At 68.9% G+C, this 19,657-nt stretch carries 15 protein-coding genes; 7 read left to right on the top strand and 8 right to left on the bottom strand.

The features are described from left to right. Positions 1-287 precede the first annotated feature (287 nt). The 6 genes from ACFMRZ_RS18940 (at position 288) to ACFMRZ_RS18915 (ending at position 7,316) form a co-directional block, all read left to right on the top strand. Entirely contained in the window at positions 288-4,592 is a 4,305-nt protein-coding gene (locus ACFMRZ_RS18940; protein ID WP_400180194.1) for an ATP-binding protein, read from the top strand. After that, complete coding sequence (locus ACFMRZ_RS18935; RefSeq protein WP_011207200.1) at positions 4,589-5,002, top strand: roadblock/LC7 domain-containing protein; 414 nt, start codon at positions 4,589-4,591, stop codon at positions 5,000-5,002. Before ACFMRZ_RS18940 ends, ACFMRZ_RS18935 begins: the two co-directional genes overlap by 4 nt. A 7-nt stretch (positions 5,003-5,009) precedes the next feature. Then, a complete protein-coding gene (locus tag ACFMRZ_RS18930; protein WP_024800684.1) occupies positions 5,010-5,384 on the top strand; it encodes a DUF742 domain-containing protein in 375 nt (124 codons plus the stop codon). Next, on the top strand, positions 5,365-5,967 hold the full coding sequence (locus tag ACFMRZ_RS18925) for an ATP/GTP-binding protein (RefSeq protein WP_174411295.1): 603 nt from the start codon (positions 5,365-5,367) through the stop codon (positions 5,965-5,967). The genes ACFMRZ_RS18930 and ACFMRZ_RS18925 overlap by 20 nt, the downstream gene beginning before the upstream one ends. Before the next feature lie 260 nt (positions 5,968-6,227). Further along, the gene (locus ACFMRZ_RS18920; protein ID WP_400180193.1) at positions 6,228-6,578 is read left to right on the top strand and encodes a DoxX family protein; all 351 of its coding nucleotides are present in this window, start codon (positions 6,228-6,230) and stop codon (positions 6,576-6,578) included. Positions 6,579-6,671: 93 nt separating this feature from the next. Beyond that, positions 6,672-7,316, top strand: a complete 645-nt coding sequence (locus tag ACFMRZ_RS18915; RefSeq protein WP_280275171.1) for an isochorismatase family cysteine hydrolase — start codon at positions 6,672-6,674, stop codon at positions 7,314-7,316. A 6-nt stretch (positions 7,317-7,322) separates the two neighbouring features. Here ACFMRZ_RS18915 and ACFMRZ_RS18910 read toward each other — a convergent pair whose 3' ends face one another. The 4 genes from ACFMRZ_RS18910 to ACFMRZ_RS18895 all read right to left on the bottom strand — a co-directional run bounded on the left by ACFMRZ_RS18910 (position 7,323) and on the right by ACFMRZ_RS18895 (position 11,879). Then, positions 7,323-9,581 carry an ATP-dependent DNA ligase gene (locus tag ACFMRZ_RS18910; protein ID WP_400180192.1) on the bottom strand — a complete coding sequence of 753 codons (2,259 nt, stop codon included), beginning with the start codon at positions 9,579-9,581 and terminating at the stop codon, positions 7,323-7,325. Positions 9,582-9,685: 104 nt separating this feature from the next. Further along, on the bottom strand, positions 9,686-9,955 hold the full coding sequence (locus ACFMRZ_RS18905) for an antitoxin (RefSeq protein ID WP_400180191.1): 270 nt from the start codon (positions 9,953-9,955) through the stop codon (positions 9,686-9,688). A 35-nt stretch (positions 9,956-9,990) separates the two neighbouring features. Then, a complete protein-coding gene (locus ACFMRZ_RS18900; protein WP_400180190.1) occupies positions 9,991-11,154 on the bottom strand; it encodes an MBL fold metallo-hydrolase in 1,164 nt (387 codons plus the stop codon). Beyond that, on the bottom strand, positions 11,154-11,879 hold the full coding sequence (locus tag ACFMRZ_RS18895) for an enoyl-CoA hydratase (protein ID WP_280273355.1): 726 nt from the start codon (positions 11,877-11,879) through the stop codon (positions 11,154-11,156). The genes ACFMRZ_RS18900 and ACFMRZ_RS18895 overlap by 1 nt, the downstream gene beginning before the upstream one ends. An 87-nt stretch (positions 11,880-11,966) precedes the next feature. Here ACFMRZ_RS18895 and ACFMRZ_RS18890 point away from each other — a divergent pair, with 87 nt between their 5' ends. Then, on the top strand, positions 11,967-13,151 hold the full coding sequence (locus ACFMRZ_RS18890) for an NAD(P)-binding domain-containing protein (RefSeq protein ID WP_400180189.1): 1,185 nt from the start codon (positions 11,967-11,969) through the stop codon (positions 13,149-13,151). Between the two features lie 55 nt (positions 13,152-13,206). Here the strand turns inward: ACFMRZ_RS18890 and ACFMRZ_RS18885 are convergent, their stop codons facing one another. From ACFMRZ_RS18885 to ACFMRZ_RS18870, 4 genes are all read right to left on the bottom strand, one after another. After that, the gene (locus ACFMRZ_RS18885; RefSeq protein ID WP_400180188.1) at positions 13,207-14,064 is read right to left on the bottom strand and encodes an aldo/keto reductase; all 858 of its coding nucleotides are present in this window, start codon (positions 14,062-14,064) and stop codon (positions 13,207-13,209) included. Between the two features lie 76 nt (positions 14,065-14,140). Further along, complete coding sequence (locus tag ACFMRZ_RS18880; RefSeq protein ID WP_400180187.1) at positions 14,141-15,727, bottom strand: carboxyl transferase domain-containing protein; 1,587 nt, start codon at positions 15,725-15,727, stop codon at positions 14,141-14,143. 66 nt (positions 15,728-15,793) lie between these two features. Then, positions 15,794-18,520 carry a GTP cyclohydrolase II RibA gene (gene ribA / locus ACFMRZ_RS18875; RefSeq protein ID WP_400180186.1) on the bottom strand — a complete coding sequence of 909 codons (2,727 nt, stop codon included), beginning with the start codon at positions 18,518-18,520 and terminating at the stop codon, positions 15,794-15,796. Positions 18,521-18,571: 51 nt separating this feature from the next. After that, positions 18,572-19,018, bottom strand: coding sequence for a YbaB/EbfC family nucleoid-associated protein (locus tag ACFMRZ_RS18870; protein WP_400180185.1), 447 nt, complete (start codon positions 19,016-19,018; stop codon positions 18,572-18,574). Positions 19,019-19,657: the final 639 nt, after the last annotated feature.

Genomic DNA, 19,657 nt, shown 5'->3' with positions numbered 1-19,657 from the left:
GCCTCGATAGATCAGCCTGATTGTGGCAGACTTCACGCGACGTCCGGACGGGCGCCGCGACCTTTGATTTTGTCTGGAACCGCCAGGTCAACGGCTGGACGTTGCCAACAGGTCACACAAGAAGTTATTGATCCGTTAGAATCGCATGCCACATATGTCGGCCGTCATGGACGCAAATTCTCGGCCAGCCGCAGTTCTCGGTCAGACCTGCCTGCCGAGCCACGCCCACGCCCGTGGGAGGCTCGCTGATGGCGCATGGCTGGGGCCAGTTTGGAAAGTGAGTGGAGATGCGTGACGCCGCTAGGTCCGGCAGGAAGCGTTGGGCGCTTAGCAACTGGGACCTGCGTTGGAAGGTTACGGCGGTACTGGCCGTCCCCCTCCTCGTCGCGGTGGTGCTCGGCGCCTCCAGGATCGCGGCTCAGTTCAGCGACTCCAGCGAGCTGGACACCGCCGTCAAGCACGTACAGGCGATCCCGGCCGTCACCGGCCTGAGCGCCGCGGCCGCCACGGTCGCCGGTGAGCAGATGATTCAGCTCGGCCCCAACCAGTCGCTGGTGCAGGAGGCCGATCTCACCCAACTGGACAACGCCATCATCGCGGCCGAGAAGGCCGCGCCCAGACTGGACGGTGTGTCCGGTGGCCGCGCGGCGATCGAGGGAATGATCAACGGCGCCAAGGCGGTCCGCGCCAACGGCGCCTCGCCCTCCAAGACGGTCGAAGAGGCGCTCCAGCAGGAAGAGGCGATCCGGCAGAACAGCGTCCGCACCGCCGAGGCGATCACCGCCACGATCTCCGACCCCGGCGTCGAGGCCGCGAAGCTGCGTCTGGTCGACTCGCTCAACACTCGCGCGGTGCTGATCTCCGAGACCGCCGGTATGGCCGAGGCGATCCGCGGCAATGTCAAGGACGGCCTGCGCGACTTCCAGATCGCGGCCAACACCGAGCGCCAGATGCTGGGCATCCTCGCGCACCGCTTCCCCGACGGCGACCCGACCATCGCGGAACTGACCCAGCTGGTCAACAACCGCATCTCGCTGACCAACGGGCCGCAGGCGGCCTCCGGTCAGATCCCGCTGCAGGATCTGCGGCAATCCGCCCTGGACAGCCTCGCCGGTTACCAGAAGGTGGTGAGCCAGTCCAGCGCCGACATCGACGCCCAGGTGAAGAACCTGGCCGACAACGCCCGCACCGGCGCCGTCCGCTACGCCGTGATCGTCATCGCGACCATCATGGCGGCGCTCGTGCTCGCCGTGCTGATCGCGCGCTCGATGATCGTCCCGCTGCGCAAGCTGCGCCTGGCCGCGCTGCGCGTCGCCGAGCACGACCTCGGTCACGAGGTGTCCCGGTTGCGGGACGGCGCCAGCCCGGAGGATGTGCCGCTGGAACCGATGCCGGTGCACACCGAGGAGGAGGTCGGCCAGCTCGCCCGCGCGGTCGACGACATCCACGGGCAGGCGCTGCGCCTGGCCGCCGACCAGGCCGCCATGCGTACCCAGGTCAACGACATGTTCGAGACCCTGGCCCGGCGCTCCAAATCCCTTGTCGACCATCAGCTCTCGCTCATCGAGGCGATGGAGTACGACGAGAAGGACCCGCGCCTGCTGGAGAACCTCTTCCGGCTGGACCACCTCGCCGCCCGTATGCGCCGAAACGGCGACAACCTGCTGATTCTGGCCGGTACGCCGAAGCAGCGCCGCGGCAAGACGGCCCCGGTCGAGATCGCCGACGTGCTGCGCGCGGCCATCTCCGAGGTCGAGGACTACGAGCGCGTGAAGCTGGGCGCCACCCCGCGGGGCGCCATCACCGAACCGGCCGCCTCGGACCTGGCGCACCTGTTCGCCGAGCTGCTCGACAACGCGCTGCGCGCCTCGCCGCCGGAGACCGACGTCAAGTTCACCTTCGCCCAGGCCCACGACCAGGGTCTGCTCATCGAGGTCGCCGACCGCGGCATCGGCATGCCGCCCGCGGAGATGGCGGAGATCAACCGCCGCCTGGAGAGCACCGCGGAGGTCGGCCCCGACACCGCGCGTCACATGGGTCTTTTCGTGGTCAGCCGCCTGGCCGAGCGGCACGGGCTGACCGTGCGGCTGCGGCCCACCTTCGACACCGCCCGCGATCCCGGCGTGACGGTGACCGTGCACGTGCCCAAGGCGATCATCGTGACACCGGGCGGCGCGGGGGTGCAGATCCCGTCGCAGCAGTCGGGCCCGCAGCAGCAGGCGGTGCAGCCGCAGCGGCCCAACCCGGCCTCGATGCAGATGCGCACGGTCACCCGCACGCCCAGCGGCAACATGATGGTCACCGTCGACCCCACCGCGAGCGGGCCGACCGGGGCCGACGGCGAGCGGAACGGGACGGAACGACCGGGCGGCGAGCGTCCGGCGGCGGCCAACGGGGCCGCGCCCGCGAACGGCGCACTGCCGCAACGCCAGCCCGGTACCGCGGTGCCCGGCGGCCTGCCCAAGCGCGAGCCCGGTGCGAACGGCCCGACGGTCCGGCACGGTGTGGCCGGCGCCGAGCGGCGTCCCGGCGATGCTCCCCAGCCCGGAGGGCTCCCGCAGCGGGAGCCGGGCGCGCACGGTCCGCAGGCGCCGGCGGCGCAGCCGGGTGCGAATCTGCCGCAGCGCGGCGGTCCCGCGCCCGCGGCTCCGCAGGCCGGTCTGGCGGCGAACATGCTCAAGCGGGCGCCGGGCGCCGGTGGTCCGCAGCCCGCCCGGCCCTCCGGCCTGACGGGTCTGCCGCAGCGTCCGGGTGGTCCGCCCCAGCGCGAGGGCGGTCTGCCGCAGCGGGATCCGGGCGCCGGTGGAATCCCGCCGCGTGAGCCCGGTGGCGGTCTGCCACAACGTGGTTCGGAGTTGCCGCCGCGCGAGGGCGGTCTGCCGCAGCGCGGTGGTTCGTTGCCGCAGCGCAATGCCGGCGCCACCGGTCTGCCGCAGCGTTCGCCCACCCCGCCGCCCGGCGAGGACGCGCCCGAGCGGCCCGCGGCCAAGCTGCCGCAGCGCGAGGCCGGTCCGTCCGGCCTGCCGCAGCGGGACCCGGGCGCCGGTGGCATTCCGCCGCGCGACCCCAAGGCCGGTGGCCTGCCGCAGCGGGAGGGTGGCCGCAACGGTCTGCCGTCCCGGCGTCCCGGCGGTGGTCTGCCCCAGCGGGAACCGGGTGCTGGTGGCATTCCGCCTCGCGAGTCCGGTCCCGGTGGCCTGCCGCAGCGCGGCGCCGGGGGCCTCCCGCAGCGTGAGTCGGCCGGAACCGATCTCCCGTCGCGGGAATCGGGGCTGCCGCAGCGCGAGTCGACCGGTGGTCTGCCGCAACGGGATTCGGGCCTGGGCTTGCCGTCCCGCGAGTCGAGCGGTGGCCTGCCGAAGCGTGATGCGGGCTCCGGCCTGCCCTCGCGCGAGCCCGGCGGCGGTTTGCCGCAGCGCGAGCCCGGCGGCGGTCTGCCGCAGCGTGAGCCCGGTAGTGGTTTGCCGCAGCGCGAGTCTGCCGCGAACGGCTTGCCGCAGCGGGAATCCGGTCTCGGCCTGCCCTCACGGGAGTCCAGCGGTGGTCTGCCACAGCGGGAGCCCGGTAGTGGCCTGCCGCAGCGGGAGTCCGCGGCGAACGGTCTGACACAGGGTGAGTCGGGCCTCGGTTTGCCCTCGCGGGAGTCCGGTGGTGGCCTGCCGCAGCGTGAGCCGGGAAGTGGTCTGCCGCAGCGGGAATCGGGCTTGGGCCTGCCGACGCGGGAGTCGACCGGTGGTCTGCCCCAGCGCGACCCGGGCGCCGGTTTGCCCCAGCGCGAGTCGACCGGTGGTCTGCCGCAACGGGATTCGGGCCGTGGCCTGCCGTCGCGCGAGTCGACGGGTGGATTGCCGCAGCGCGAGTCGGGTCTCGGCCTGCCGACGCGGGAATCGACGGGCGGTCTGCCGCAACGGGAGTCGGGTCTCGGCTTGCCGACGCGGGAGTCGACCGGTGGTCTGCCGCAGCGTGAGCCGGGCAGTGGTCTGACGCAGGATTCGAGCGGCGGACTGCCGCAGCGGTCGCCAGGTTCGACGGGGCTGCCGCAGCGTCAGCCCGGTGCCGGTCTGCCGCCGCGTCCCGCGCCGACACCGGGTCTGAGCCTGCCGCAGCACGAGCGCCTCGCGCCCGAGAGCGACGAGTCGGCCGGTGGCGAAGGCCGCGAGCGCGGTCGGCACAGTTTCAAGTCCAACCCGCAGAAGACCGCCTCGTTCTTCCAGACCCGGCTGCAGCCTGCGGACGACTCCGGTGCGTCGATGGGCACGCCGATCTTCGCCGAGATGATGTCGGCGTGGCTGGCGGATCCCAACGCGGACCGGTCCCAGGTGGCCGCTTCCTTCGAATCACCAGGTGACGAAGGTTGGCAGGCTGCCCGGCGGGCCGTGGAGGCCCAATCCGAGAAGCGGACGGCGGCCGGATTGCCTCAGCGCGATCCCGGCAACCGCCTGGTTCCCGGTGGCGTCATCGGAAAGGCCGATAGCACGCCGAAGCGTGATGCAGAGTCCATCAGGTCAAGTCTGAGTCGTCACCAGCAGGGCGTCCGGGATGGCCGCGCAATGAGAGCAATGAACCTAACCGGAGATAAAGGAGACCGATGAACCCCGATCTAGGTGGTACGAACCGTCAGCTGGATTGGCTGGTTTCGAACTTCGCCAACGAGGTTCCGGGCGTCGCTCATGCCGTGCTGGTGTCGGCTGACGGTCTGTTGATGGCCGCAAGCGCGCAGTTGCCCGTGGACCGTGCGGAACAGCTGTCGGCGGTGACCGCGGGGCTAGCGAGCCTCTCGGTCGGTGTATCGAATCTGTTCGAAGGCGGCACCGTGCTGCAGTCGGTAGTCGAAATGGAACACGGCTACCTGCTACTGATGGCGGTCGGCGACGGCTCCTATCTCGCGGTGCTGACCAACACGTCCTGCGACATCGGGCAAGTCGGCTACGAGATGGCGCTGCTTGTCGAGCGAGTTGGCCAGACAGTTCAGGCCACACCTCGCGTCACGATGGGTTCCTGATGGTGGGATGGACATAGACAACCAGCGCATGGGGAGCGCCGAGCCGAGCCTCGTTCGTCCATACTCGTTGACCGCCGGCCGTACGCGGCCGACGGTCGAGTTGGCGTTGGAGGCACTCGTCGCATCGCATCCGGTCGCCCTGGAGCGGCAGTTCGAGCTCACCAACATCGAGACGTCAATCGTGGAGTTGTGCAGAGAATCGCCGTCTGTCGCAGAATTGGCCGCCCGTCTGGGTATTCCGATCGGGGTGGCTCGAGTTCTCGTCGCCGACCTCATCGAGGCCGGTCATGTGCGGGTGTCGGCGACTTTGAAAGACGATTCGAGCGACGATGAACGTCGCGAGCTGATCGAAAGGGTTCTCAGTGGACTCCGGCGTATTTGATTCGACGGCCCAGGTCGATACGCGCACCAGTAAGCCCACCTCGGCGAAGATCGTGGTCGCCGGTGGTTTCGGTGTGGGTAAGACGACCTTGGTCGGTGCGGTATCGGAGATCGTTCCGCTGCGCACCGAGGCATTGGTGACCAATGCCAGCGTCGGTGTCGACAGCCTGGCCGCCGTGCCGACGAAGGCCACCACGACGGTGGCCATGGACTTCGGCAGGATCAGCCTTGCCGACGACCTGGTGCTGTACCTGTTCGGCACCCCCGGCCAGTACCGCTTCTGGTTCATGTGGGACGACCTGATCCGCGGCGCCATCGGCGCCGTGGTGCTGGTCGACACCCGCAGGCTGGAGGACAGTTTCGCCGCGGTCGACTACTTCGAGGCGCGTAGCCTGCCATTCCTGGTGGCCATCAACGAGTTCGACGATGCCCCCAAGTACCCGCTCGAGGACATCCGCCAAGCGCTGGCGGTGCCCGCGGACGTGCCGATCATGTCGATCGACGCCCGCAGGCGCGAGCCGGTGAAGCAGGCGCTGGTCTCGGTGACCGAGTACGCGCTGCGCAAGGTCGTCCAGGGCTACTGACCGTCACCGGCCGCCGCAGCGGATTCCGGAGCTGCGGCGGTTCCGTGATGAAGTCCGCGCGCGCCCGGCCTGGACAGGGCCGGACGACACGCGGCTCTCAGTCGTGCCGCTGACGGGTCGGCACCCCGGTCGTGACTGTGTGCTGCCCGGAGATCGGCCTAGGTCATGCCTTTCGGTTATGGACTCAGGTATTGGACGGGCCGCGGCGATGCGGGCGAGGGTTGGGGGTGTTCCCCGATGCTCGGCCGAAGGGTAATTCGATGTTCGCCGTCTACGCCACCGTCGCGGTGGTCGCCGCTCTCGCCAATCTCGCCGCGGCGCGTGTCGATTTCGTCCGCAAACAGTGGGTCCTCGACAACATGACCAGTTACGGCGTCCCGCATTCGTGGATCGTTCCGCTCGGTGTCGCCAAGGCCGTGGGCGCCGCCGGTCTGCTGGTGGGACTCGCGGTGCCGCTGGTCGGCGTGGCCGCGGCCGCCTACCTGGTGCTCTACTTCCTCGGTGCCGTGGCCACCGTGCTGCGGGCGCGGGTCTACGCCGACGTGGTTTACCCCGGGGTCTTCTTGCTGCTCGCGGTCGCTGCCCTCACGCTCGGCCTCGCCGTGGCCTGAGCCCCTGGGTTCGGCCGGTCGCGAAAGTCACCGGCGCCGACCCCGTCCGCCGGTAGGGTGAGCGAAAACGATTGCGGCAGAGGGAGAGACGCGGTGCGCCACGGCAACGGGCTGGAGATTCCGGAGGACCTGCGTGAGCTGTGCTCCCCGCGGCGGATGGCGGTGATCGTCTACGACATGCAGGTCGGCGTGCTGGCGCAGCTCGACGACGGCGCGGAGATCGTGGCCCGGGTGGAGCGGGTGGTGCAGGCCGCCCGCCGCGGCGGGTATCCGGTGATCTTCCTGCGGCATCTGTTCCTGCCGAAGCGGCTGAGCGGTCTGTTCGCGCTGCGCATGGCGATGTCGTGGCAGGGCGTGGACTCGGTCGAGGAGATCACCCCGATCCTGCAGCGCGATACGCCGGGGTTCCAGCTGGTGCCGCAGCTGCAACCGGGCCCGGACGAGGTGGTGTTCGACAAGACCTCGATGTCGGCCTTCGAGGGCACGCCACTGGCCGCCGTACTGCGTGACCTGGGCATCGTGTCGTACGCGATCACCGGGGTGGCGCTGGAGATCGGTATCGCGCCCACGGTCACCCACTCCACCGACCTCGGATTCGTCCCGGTGGTGGTCCGTGATGCCTGCGGCGGGCGCGACCAGGAGGCGATCGCGCGGGCATACGACGACTTCGCCTTCCAGGGGAACGCCGTCGTCACCGACGTCGACACCCTCGTCCCGCTACTGGAGAAGGGCGAGTAGCGCCGGTCAGTCGGTGGCGGGGATCCATGCCGGATGCCACATGCGACCGGCCTCGGTCCAGTTCATGTAGCGGACCGTGCCGGTGATGGTCGGGGTGGCCCAGACCGCGTCTTTGCGTTCCTCGGGCGTGAGGTCGTTGTCGAACGGGCTGGTCTTGCGTTGCAGGCGGCGCAATTGCGTTGCGAGCTCGGACATTTCCTGGTCGCTGAAGCCCGTGCCGACGCGGCCCACGTAGAACAGCCTGCCCTCGTGGTGGACGCCGACCAGGAGCGAGGCGAACTGCCGCGCCTCGCTGCGCCGCCAGCCGCCGACCACCACCTGCTGGGTGCGCCAGTTGCGGGTCTTGACCCAGGACTGCCCGCGCTTGCCCGGCAGGTACACCGAATCCTTGCGCTTGGCGATCACGCCCTCGAAGCCCTGCTCCTGGCTGTAGCGCAGCGCCGCCGCGCCCGGGCCGTCCAGCTGTGGCGGCACCACCAGTGACGGCGCCCGCCCGGCCAGGGCCTCCAGCACTCGCCGCCGATCGGTATAGCGTTTGCGCAGCAGCGAGGTGCCGTCCAGGTACAGCACGTCGAAGGCCACGAACACCGCGCGGGCGGCATCGGCTTGCAGCAGACCGAGATTCGCGACGCCGTGATCGTCGAAGACCACCGCCTCGCCGTCCAGTACGGCGCGATGACCGTCGAGTTCGCGGCCCAGGGTGGCCAGGCGCGGATAGCGGCCGGTGACCGTGTTGCCCGCGCGGCTGCGCAGGGTGACCTTGCCGTCCTCGATCTCGGCGATCAGCCGGAAGCCGTCCCACTTCGTCTCGAACGCCCACTCGTCGGTGTCGAGGACGGAGGCGTCGCCGGTGGTGGCCAGCATCGGGGTCAGGCCGTGCGGGAACTGCGTGGGCTGTTTGGGCTTGCCATTCGGAAATGGTTGCGCCACCGGGGCTTCCGACTTCATCAGGTGCATCAGCCACTGGTTGCCGTTGGTCTGGATGAGGGCGTAGCGGCCGTCAAGTCGGGAGCCGTGCAGGTGCACGATCACCTCGTCCTCGCGCCACTTCTCGGTCTCGTAGGTGCCCGTGTCCCAGATGGTCATCTCGCCGCCGCCGTACTCGCCCCGCGGGATGGTGCCGTGGAAATCCAGGTACTCCAGCGGGTGGTCCTCGGTGTGCACGGCCAGGCGGTTCTCCTTCGGCGTGGTGGGCGGGCCCTTCGGCACCGCCCACGACACCAGCACCCCGCCGCGCTCCAGCCGCAGATCCCAGTGCAGGCGGCGGGCGTGATGCTCCTGGATCACGAACCTGTCGCCCGCGCCCGACGCGGGCGGCCCGGCGGGCACCGGCTCGGGAGTGCGGGTCGGGTCGCGCATCGAGCGGTAGGTGGTGAGCGGGTCGGTGGCCTGTTCCGCGAGCGGGGGATCCAGGCCGGACAGGACATCGCCGTTGTCCCGCCAGCGGGCCAGGACCTCGTCGAAGGTCAAGTGCCGCAGGCGTTTACGGTCCTCGATCTCCGCCCAGGTGCGTGGCGCGGCCACCGTGGGGTGGGTGCGGCCGCGCAGTGAGTACGGGGCGATGGTGGTCTTGGACGGATTGTTCTGGCTCCAGTCCAGGAAGACCTTGCCCGACCGCGCCGCCTTGGCCATGGTGGCCGTGACCAGCTCGGGATGCAGTTTCTCCAGCCCCGTGGCGAGCTGCTTGGCGACCGTGGACGCGCCGCTCGGGGTGAGTTCGCGGTCCAGGGGGACGTAGATGTGGATGCCCTTGCTGCCGCTGGTGACCGGGTAGGCGTCCAGTCCGGCATCGCGCACCGTCTCGCGGATCCACAGCGCCACCCGGGCGCAATCGTCGAGCCCGACCTCGGGGCCCGGGTCGAGATCGAACACCAGGCGGGTGGCCGGGCCGCGCTCGCCCCGCACGAAACGCCATTGCGGCACATGGATTTCCAGCGCGGCCTGCTGACCGAGCCAGGCCAGCCCGGCCACCGAATCCAGCACCGGATAGGTGACGTGCCGATCGGAATGCTCGACCGTCTGCCGCTGGAGCCAGCCGGGGGCGTGCGAGGCCAGATTCTTCTCGAAGAACGACGGCTCCGCGACACCGTTGGGCCAGCGCTTGCGGGTGACCGGGCGTCCGGCGATATGCGGCAGCAGGGCCGGGGCGATGGCGGTGTAGTACTCGATGACCTCGCCCTTGGTGGTGCCGGTGGCGGGGTACAGCACCTTGTCGAGGTTGGACAGCTCAACCTCGATACTCCCGAACCGGCGGCGGGACACCATATTCGAATTCTAGTGGCCGCCACCGACAGGCAGCGGCCGTACACACAGCGAAGGGCCGCCGCCGTCTCGCATTCGAGACGTCGAACGGCCCGTCACGACGGGGATCAGGGGGTGGGGCGGCCCGGGTCGGCCGGGGGCTCGGGCGCCGGCGGCGGGGTCGCCGGACCCTGGCCCGGATTCGCCTGTCCCTGCTCGGGGATGGCGTTCTTCACCGCGTCGGTGCCCTTGCCGATCTTGTCGGTGTACTTGCCGCCGGTCTTCTCGTCGATGAAACTTCCGGCCTTGTCCACCGCCCCGTGGATCTTCTCGGCATTCTCGGAGGCCGCGTCCCTGCCCTTGCCGACCAATCCCTTGAGCGTATCTATCAGACTCATAGGTCCTACTCCTTACTCATCGGTCTTCGGCTGGATCACTTGCGCACATCTTCCCACCACGAGACCTGCGGTGATACCGCATTCGCATCAATACGCTGGCCGGGCAGCGGCACCGCGATCGGGGTGCCGGCGGCCCGGGCCGCCGCGACCACTCGCTGTACCGGCTCCGACCAGCCGTGGAAGGCCAGGTTGAACGTCGCCCAGTGAATCGGGATCAGCAGTCCGCGGCCCGCGTCGCCGACGCAGACGTCGGCGTGGGCACGCACCGCCTCCTCCGGGTTCATGTGGACATCCGGCCAGTGCACGTCGTACGCGCCGATCGGCAGCAGGGTCAGATCGAACGGGCCCAGTGTCGCGCCGATCTCCGCGAACGCCTTGGTGTACCCGGTGTCGCCGCCGAAATAAACCCGGCGCGCCGGACCCGCGATCACCCACGAGGCCCACAGCGTGGTGTTGCGGACCAGCCCCCGGCCGGAGAAGTGCCGCGCCTCGGCGCAGGTGATCACCAGGTCGCCGTTGTCCCGGGCGCGGTCCAGCTCGGACAGGGAAACTGAAGCGCCCCAATCCAATTCGATGATGCGCTGCTCGGGCACCCGCCATTTGCGCAGATGCGCGCCGATGCCGATCGGGACGATGAACGGGGCCTGCTGGCCGGCGGCCAGGGCGCGCACGGTGTCGCGGTCCAGGTGGTCGTAGTGATCGTGCGAGATGACGATCGCGTCCAGCGGCGGCAGCTGGTCCAGCGGGACGGGCGTGGGGTGCAGGCGGGCCGGGCCGATGGTCGGCGACGGCGAAACCCGTTCGCTCCACACCGGATCGGTGAGGATCCGGTACCCGTCGACCTCGATCAAGGCCGAGGCATGCCCGTACCAGGTGACCGCGAGATCGCCCGCCTGCGCCGGAACCTCCGGGGTGGCGAGCGGTATGGTGCCCGGGGGACGGCCCACGCCGGTGCGGGTCAGCGCGGAGAACAGCAGCGACAGCGACGAACCCGGCGCGAACTGATTGCTCGGCTCGGTGTTGTGGAACTGGCGGTTGCGGTAGCTCGCCGAGCGCGACGCGGTCAGCGCGATGGCCGCGGCGGAGGCTCCCATCGACTCCGGCAGGCCGCGCGCCGCCCGCAGCGCCCAGGTCAATCCGACCGCACCGGCGACACCCACGGCCGCGCGGCGCACAGCGGAACCCACTGACGAATTCATCAGCGCCCCGCGAACTTCGCCGAACGCTTCTGCTCGCGGGCCAGCTTGGCCTCCTTGGCGTCGTCGCTGCGCCAGGCGGCCTCCAGTGCGGCCCGCTGCTCGGGACTGTCCTCGCCGCGGGTGCCGTCGTCGTTGAACACCAGCTTGAGATGGCGTAACGACAGCGGCGCCAGCTCGGCGATCGATTTCGCCCACGCCTGCGCGTCGGCGAGGGTGCCGATGCGGTTGGCGAAGCCGAAAGCATAAGCGTCGGTGGCGGTTACGGGCTCGGCGCCCAGCAGTACGGTGCGGGCCGGGCCGCCGCCGAGCAGCGCCACCAGGCGGCGGATCGTCCAGCGGTCCACGGAGATGCCGAGTTTCGCGGCCGGGATGGCGATGTAGGACTCGGGGCTCATCACCCGTAAGTCCGAGGCCAGCGACAGCTGGACGCCCGCGCCGAGCGCGCCGCCGTTGATCGCCGAGATCACCGGCACCGGGATCGTCTCGAGCGTGCGCAGCATCTCCATCAGGGCGTCGAGGAACTCCTGGGAGTACACGCCGGACAGGTCCGCGCCCGCGCTGAAGATCGGGCCCTGGCCGGTCAGCACGATGACGCGGGCGTCGGCCGCAGCGGTCGTGACGGCTTCCCGTAGCAGCCCGACCAACTCCAGGTTGAGGGCATTGCGGCGCTCCGGGCGCTGCAATTCGATGGTGACCACGTCACCATCGCGGCTGACTCCGAGCAATCTGACCTCCCCGTCCATGCGGTATCGAATACTTTCACTCTATGCGGCGAAAGGTTGCTTGACCGCTCTCGACGCACCCCGCGTAGCGTGACGCCGGTGACCGCACCCGATTTCGAGATCCTGGTGATCGGCGCCGGACAGGCGGGTTTGTCCGCCGGATATCACCTGCGGCGGTTGGGATTGCGCCCCGAACGGGACTTTCTCCTCGTCGATCACGCACCGGGACCGGGTGGGGCCTGGCAGTTCCGCTGGCCGTCGCTGACGCTGAGCACCGTGAACCGGGTGCACGACCTGCCCGGCATGTCGTTCGCCGAGACGTTGCCGGAGGGTTCGGCGAACGCTCGGGCGGCGACCGCGGTACCGCACTACTTCGCGCTGTACGAGCAGCGCTACGACCTCCGCGTGCACCGCCCGATCTCGGTGCGCGTGGTCTGCGATCGCGCCACCCCGGCCACCTGCCCCGACCAGAAGGTCGACGGCTTGCTGCATGCCGAGACGGAGGGCGGTAGTTCGACGGCCGCGTCCGGCGGTGACAGTGGTGCGGAGCCCGCGTCCGGATCGGCCGGGGAACTGCGGGTGCGCGGGCTGATCAATGCGACGGGGACGTGGGAGAAGCCGTTCATTCCCTACTATCCCGGCGCGGAGACATTCGCGGGACGGCAGCTGCACGCGCACGACTACCGCACGGCCGACGAGTTCGCGGGCAAACATGTGGTGGTGGTCGGGGCGGGGGTGTCGGCGGTGCAGCTGCTCGACGAGATCTCGCAGGTGACGACCACGACGTGGGTGTCGCGCACCGAACCGCGGTGGCGGGAGGGACCGTTCACGCCCGACGCGGGCCGCGCGGCCGTGGCGATGGTCGAAGAAAGGGTGCGGCGCGGGCTGCCGCCGCGGTCGGTGGTGTCGGTGACCGGGTTGCCGGTGGACGAGCGCGTCCGTGCCGCGCGGGCGCGCGGCGCGTTGCGCTGGCACCCGATGTTCCGGCGCATCGAGGCGGACGGGGTGCGCTGGGCCGACGGCGCCTTCCAACCTGCCCAGGTGATCCTGTGGGCCACGGGTTTTCGCAGCGCGCTCGACCACCTCGCGCCGCTGCGATTGCGCGGCCCGGGCGGCGGCATCACCATGACCGGGCGCCTCGCTACCCAGGTCGCCGCGGATCCGCGGATCCACCTGCTCGGTTACGGTCCCTCGGCGAGCACCATCGGGGCCAATCGAGCGGGGCAGGCCGCCGCGGTCGAGCTTGCCGACCATCTCGGGCTGCGGCACCGGTAGTCGTCGTAGGTACCGCTCTCGAACTCGCGAGCGGCACTCGGCGGGGTGGTCCGGGTCAGTCCTCCAGACCGACCGCGAACTCCGCCGGGTCGGGTCCGACGCGGGTGCCGGTGTCCAGGGCGGTGATCTTCGTCATCTGGTCGGTGGTCAGCTCGAAGGAGAACACGTCGAAGTTCTCCTGGATGCGGGCGGGCGTCACCGACTTCGGGATGACGACATTGCCCAGTTGCAGATGCCAGCGGATGATCACCTGCGCGGGAGTGCGGTCGATCTCCCGCGCGATCTCGGTGACCGTCGGGTCCTTCAGCTCGGCGCCCTGCCCGAGTGGGCTCCACGCCTCGGTGGCGATGCCGTGCTCGGCGTGGAACGCGCGCAGGTCCGCCTGTGCCAGGCTGGGGTGCAGCTCGATCTGGTTCACCGCCGGGGTCTCGCCGGTTTCCGCGATCACCCGCTCCAGATGGTCGCGGTTGAAATTGGACACCCCGATGGAGCCGATCCGGCCCTGCGATTTCAGCGCCTGGAACGCCCGGAAGGTGTCGATGTAGCGGTCGGCCCGCGCGACCGGCCAGTGGATCAGGTACAGGTCCAGGTAGTCCAGACCCAGCCGCTGCATGCTCGCGTCGAAGGCGCTCAGCGTCGAGTCGTAGCCCTGATCGGAATTCCACAGCTTGGTGGTGACGAAGACCTCGTCACGCGGCAGTCCGGAGTCCCGGATCGCCTGCCCCACCTCGGTTTCGTTGCCGTACGCGGCGGCCGTATCGATGCTGCGGTAACCGGCCCCGAGGGCCGCGGTCACCGTGCGGAAGGCCTCGGTTTCGGGTACCTGGAACACACCGAAACCGAGCTTCGGGATCACGTTGCCGTCGTTGAGGATTATCGACGGGACTGCGCTGGTCTCGCTGCGAAAGGTCACCTTTCCGACCGTAGAAGCGGTTTACCAGCCCGTCAACGAACGCCCGGAGCGTGTTCCGCGGGGGACGAGTTCCGGTTCAGCGTCGGGGCAGGCCGAGCCGCCGGTAGCGGAGGTGCCGGGCGGCAGCGAGTTCGTCCGGTGGCCGCGCGCACAGCACGGCCAGTTCGTCGGCGAGAGCGGTGACCATGCGGCGGGCGAAGTCGACGGGTTCGTCGGCGGCGTCGGAGTGCTCCGGGACGATGCGATCGACGATGCCGTCGGCCAGTAGATCCGTGGCCCGGATACGTTGGGCGGCAGCGAGTTCCGCGGCATGGCCGGTATCGCGGTGCACGATGGCGCTGGCGCCCTCCGGCGGCAGTGGCGCCAGCCAGGAGTGGCGGGCGGCGAGTACGCGATCGGCCGGGAGCAGCGCCAGCGCGCCGCCGCCGCTGCCCTGCCCGAGCAGCACCGAGATCGTCGGTGTCGCCAGCGTGACGAGGTCCGCGAGGCAGCGCGCGATCTCGGGCGCCAGGCCACGCTCCTCGGCCTCGCGGGACAGCGCCGCTCCGGCCGTGTCGATCACCAGTACCAGCGGCAATCGCAGCTCCGCCGCCAGATGCATGCTGCGCCGGGCCTCCCGCAGCGCGGCCGGTCCCATGGTGTTCTCGCCGGTCTGCCCGGTCCGGTCGTGCCCGAAGACGACACATGACCGCCCCCGCAATCGCGCCAGCGCGTGCACCACGGTCCGATCCGATTCGCCCTGCCCCGTCCCGCTGAGCGGTACCCGGTCCGTGGCGTGCCGCAACAACTCTCGGATGCCGGGCCGGTCCGGTCGCCGCGAGCGCGCCACCGAGCGCCAGGCCGCCTCGACATCCGAATGTCGTTCGCGGGCAGGCTGTTCCGCCGATTCGATGGTCTCCGCGCGCACTGGCGTCACGGGTGTGTTCGGCCCGGAACTCCTTGAGAAGACTTCGCGGGCAGCCGGTTTCGCGCTGTCGACGGTGTCGGCCGGCGCCGCACCGCCGGTCACATTGAGCACGCGGTGCGCGATCCGGCGGAAGACGCGCACCGGGACCACGCCGTCGATCACCCCGTTGCGGTACAGGTTCTCGGCGGTCTGCACGCCCGGTGGGAACGGGCGGCCGTAGAGGGCCTCGTATACCCGGGGACCGAGGAAGCCGATCAGGGCGCCCGGCTCGGCGAAGGTCATGTGCCCCAGCGAACCCCATGAGGCGAACACCCCGCCCATGGTCGGATCGCGCAGGTACACCAGGTACGGGTGCCCGGCCGCCTTGTGCGCCGCGACCGCGCCCGCGATCTTCACCATCTGCACGAAGGCCACGGTGCCCTCCTGCATCCGGGTGCCGCCGGAGGTGGGCGAGGCCACCAGCGGCAGCCCGAGTGCGGTGGCTCGCTCGACGGCGGTCACGATCCGCTCGGCCGCCGCGACTCCGATCGACCCGGCGAGAAAACCGAATTCACAGGCGATCACGGCGACCGGCCGGCCCCGCAGCCGTCCGGCCCCGGTCAGCACCGACTCGTCGGTGCCGGACCGCTCGGCCGCGGCGCGCAGGTCGGCGCGGTAGCGGTCCTCGGCGTCGACCTCGATCGGCGGCCGATCCCAGCCGACGAACGAATCCGGATCCAGCAGTTCGCCGAGTAGTTCGCGCGCCGAGATCGTCACCGGCCGAGCCTAAATCGTGTCCAGAAGTCGGTGCGGGCGGGCTTCACCGTTTCTCCTCACCGCACGTCAGGATGGGAAATCGTTCGGGTCGAACATGTGGTCGAAGAAACGTCGCTTGACGTCGAGGTAGTCATCCCGATTGTCGCCGAAATACTTCTGCGGGACTCGCTCGGCCAATGCGATCCCGTATTCCTCCAGCGCTGCGATCTTCCGAGGGTTGTTCGTCATCAGGCGGACGTTCTCCAGGCCGAGATGGCGCAGGACGTAGGCGCCGTGGCTGTATTGGCGTTGATCATGTGGGAACTGAAGGCGATCGAATGCCTCCACCGTATTGAGTCCTCGGTCTTCCTCCCGGTATGCCTCGGCTTTGTGATAGATGCCGACACCGCGCCCTTCGTGACCGTTTCCATACCTACCCTCGTCGAAATAAAGCACCACGCCTGCTCCTTCGTCACGCATCTGATCGAAAGCGCCATGTAGTTGCCGAAGACAATCGCACTTGGTGGAATGCATTACGTCGCCGTACAGGCAACGGGAATGCAAGCGGACGAGCGGAGGGCGGGCATGCAACTGTTCGGGAGTCCCGAGTATCGCCGCCACGACAGGCCCCTCGCCGGGTCGCAATGATTCGAAGACGCTCACTCGGAATTCCCCCCAGTCTTCAGTCGGAAGCCTATGGGATACCACCGGATCGCCAGGTATCCGCGCCGACGCACCGGTGTCGTTCTGATTTGCGGCCGCCAATTCCTCCACCAATGGGCCGTCGAGAGAACCTCGAAGGCTCGGCAGGCCGGGTCGGTAGAGTTCTACGTGGTCGGGGCGGTAGACCAGGCGTGGATCGTGTGGGCCGAAGCGCGAAAGTTGCACCGCCGCTTCCTCTCTGAAGCTGTTGCTACGCACGTCGACACCCCGCAGCGCGGGCGAATCGGCACCAACCCTCCGAACCACCTCGTCGCCGGCGGCCCGCAAGGCTGCCTGCTGCCCGCTGTCCGGCCGGTCGACCACGCGATGCAGTGAATCGAGCATCGGCGCCTGGGCGGTCGGTCTCATACCGAGAGAATTCACCACGGTGGCGAAGTGTTCGGGTGGGATGGCTCGAGCGAAATCGGTGACAGCTCTGCCGAGTTCACCCTCCGCATGCGCGGCGATGCGTCCGGGCAGCGACTCCGGCGTCCCGTGCAGTGCCTGGTCCAACAGCGTAACCGCTGATAACCCGTCTCGGTTGCCGGCTTGCAGATCCATCAAAGTGCGGAGATCGAGTCGGTATTCGACTCGGGTGTCAGGCATTTCGGCATTGCGCCAGTGCGGTGCGAATGCGGGCGTCGTAGTGCCCGGGTCCGCATGCGCTCGCAGGGCGCTGAGCATTTCGCTCCGGGCTCGCGGATCGAGTTGGAGAGCATCCACGATCGCGTCGAAATGTTCGGGCGGCACCTCTCTGGTAATCGTCTGCATCGCGTCGTCCAGCGCACGGGGGAGCGTGGCGTCGATCTTCGCGGGATCCATCCCCCGCCACGGTGGATTCAATGCCGCGTCGAGTTCGCGTAACTTGGCCGAGGATCCGGGATAGCGGTCGAGCACCCGCACTGTGTCGCCACCAAGCCTTTCCGACAGCGGCGTCGTTGCCGGCTCGGAGCGGAGCCAGTCGACCGACACCACCGCCGGTACAGTTGTACGACGGCTGGCGGGCAGAGCGTGTGGGGCATCGACACGATCCATCGACGTCTCGAGGTCGATGTCCTTCGACGGTGCATTGGAGCCCGGCGACGCTACAGTGTCCGGTGCCCCCATACGATTTGCGTCAGCTATGGCGCCACGCGGAGGCGTAGCGGATGGGGCGAGAGGTCCGAGTGCCGATTCCGTAGTGACGTGTGTGGCTTGCGGGACGGTCTCGACCTGTCCAGGCAGGCTGCGTCTCCAGACAGCGCCGCCGAGTAGGCCCATGACCCCGCCGTTCACCAGGGTCGCGCTGTTGACATCGGTCAGCAGGCCTCCAGCAAGTGCCCCGGTCAGCCCACCCGTCAACCCGATCATCGACTTGTCGAAAAGGCTCGTCGCCGTGCGGCCGGTGATCCGGGGCAGCAGCACTCGCCCACCCTCATGTCCCATAGCGCCCGCGAGACCCATGACCGAGCCCGAGGTAAAGTTCCGGGCCGCTGTGGACCCGATATCCGACCAGTCCCACACTTCCCGGTGCCCTTGCAAAAACTGTTGGCCCTTGTAGGCGACATCAATTCCCGCCAGCAAGCCTCCGGTCTGCATCGACACCAGCGCGGCCCGTCGAAGCGCCGCTTTCGCACCGCCCGCCAGCAATCGCTGCATGAGCTCCTGCGCCATCGCCAACAATGTCTTCTGCGCGGCCGTACTCACCAAGGCGGCGACGGCGGGGCCGCCCGCCAGTGCCCCAGCCAGTGCCAACTTGATCTGCCATGCCGCAAACGCCGCGAAAATCGTCATCACGGCTTGCGTCACGTCGATGTCGAGCGCTTGATCGTTGATGTCGTCGGCCGTCTGTACCAGCATGCGCTGTAGCTCGGCTGAACTCTTGCCCAATTCGCTCAGCCAGTTTCCGGCTTCATCCCCTCCGATACCGGAATATGCTTCCTCCAACTGCGAACGCACCACATCGAGATCCGCGACCGATCGCCCGATCTCGGTCGCCGCCGTCTTGAAATGGTCGTGTAACCGATACATGCCGGCCACATCCGCCTCGGGAATTATCCCGCCGACCAATACGATTTGCAGCGGGTCGGGGATGGTCGCGAGTACCCGCGCCACCGGCGAGAACGTGAACATGCGCCCGTGCTCACCGGACTGCGAGCGGAACCAGCACGACTTGCACAGGTATCACTTCGTATTGGGCCGATCGTCGGGTTCCGGCAGTCGCAGTGCCCTGTCGAAACGGTCCACGATCGACTCACGGAGTTCCCGGATCTCAGCGGCATCCGGTAACACATCGTCCAGATCCGGCGTTAGTTCCGCGGACGTGAGCGGGGCGATGATCTGATCAGTCCGCTGCTTGGCGGTGTGCACGGCGCTGTGCACCGCCTCGAGAATGGAACGGCTGAGCTCATCTGGTGTGGCACCACGAAAAGCGTTGTCGGCCAACTCTATTGCCGTCGTCACTCCGGCCGCGTTGACCGTGGCCGTTACCCGGCCATCGGTGGAGGTCATCTCCGTACTCGCAGTCGATAGCTCCTTCAGTGCATCGTCCAGTGCGGCTTGCTGCAGGTCGTAGCTGTCGAGCACCTGCTCGAACAGCTTGCGCATCCGGTGAGCGTTATCGCGATACATGAACTCTCCTCTCAACAACAACGTCGTGGAAGCCGCGGTGGCAGGGCACGGCCCGGACTTCAGGCCACCGTCTGCTGGGTCCACAGGTCTTCGGGGCCGAGCCCGACGGGAACCCTCGTGGTCGGCCCTCGGCGGACGATCCGCAGGAGTGGTGTTGCGGCGAATCGGTGCCGGAACACGCGGTCCGTTGCCTGCGTTCGGCAACTCCTCAGCACGTGCGGGGCGTGCCGACTGCGCCTGCGACGTGCCGTCCGCTCTGGATTTCGTTGCAGCCCAAGGTGGTTTAGAACTCGCGGTTGGATTCACAGATCCTTTGGACGGTCCAACGGCCCCCGTTGTCGGCTTACCGACGGACGGGCTATCCGCCGCCGGTGTGCCGAGCGGGGAACCTGACCACTCTGGTGGATCTGTGTGACCGGCAAACCGCCCACCATCTACTTCCTTCCGGGGGGCTGATGCTGCCGACCAGGGAGTCTCGCCGCGATTCCCGGCGCCGACCCGCGTCGGTACGGACGGATAAGCAGCCGAAGGTAATGCTGAAACCGGTTGCGCTGGAAGTGTATTCGTGGGGATATCGACTTGCTGGTCTTGCTTCGGCGGTTGCGGAAGCCCGGTCGATTCCGCTTGCACCGGAGGCAA

Origin of the sequence: Nocardia sp. N2S4-5 (assembly GCF_044628355.1) — a bacterium.
In the GTDB taxonomy this organism is placed as follows: Bacteria; Actinomycetota; Actinomycetes; order Mycobacteriales; family Mycobacteriaceae; genus Nocardia; species Nocardia wallacei_B.
Note: the sequence above shows the minus strand (reverse complement) of the source record. Positions and strands in the feature narration are given on the sequence as shown.

Coding starts and splice junctions, on each gene's coding strand:
- ACFMRZ_RS18940 (WP_400180194.1), top strand. CDS start 288: ATGCGTGACGCCGCTAGGTCCGGCAGGAAGCGTTGGGCGCTTAGCAAC.
- ACFMRZ_RS18935 (WP_011207200.1), top strand. CDS start 4,589: ATGAACCCCGATCTAGGTGGTACGAACCGTCAGCTGGATTGGCTGGTT.
- ACFMRZ_RS18930 (WP_024800684.1), top strand. CDS start 5,010: ATGGACATAGACAACCAGCGCATGGGGAGCGCCGAGCCGAGCCTCGTT.
- ACFMRZ_RS18920 (WP_400180193.1), top strand. CDS start 6,228: ATGTTCGCCGTCTACGCCACCGTCGCGGTGGTCGCCGCTCTCGCCAAT.
- ACFMRZ_RS18910 (WP_400180192.1), bottom strand. CDS start 9,581: ATGGTGTCCCGCCGCCGGTTCGGGAGTATCGAGGTTGAGCTGTCCAAC.
- ACFMRZ_RS18905 (WP_400180191.1), bottom strand. CDS start 9,955: ATGAGTCTGATAGATACGCTCAAGGGATTGGTCGGCAAGGGCAGGGAC.
- ACFMRZ_RS18900 (WP_400180190.1), bottom strand. CDS start 11,154: ATGAATTCGTCAGTGGGTTCCGCTGTGCGCCGCGCGGCCGTGGGTGTC.
- ribA (WP_400180186.1), bottom strand. CDS start 18,520: ATGTTCACGTTCTCGCCGGTGGCGCGGGTACTCGCGACCATCCCCGAC.
- ACFMRZ_RS18870 (WP_400180185.1), bottom strand. CDS start 19,018: ATGTATCGCGATAACGCTCACCGGATGCGCAAGCTGTTCGAGCAGGTG.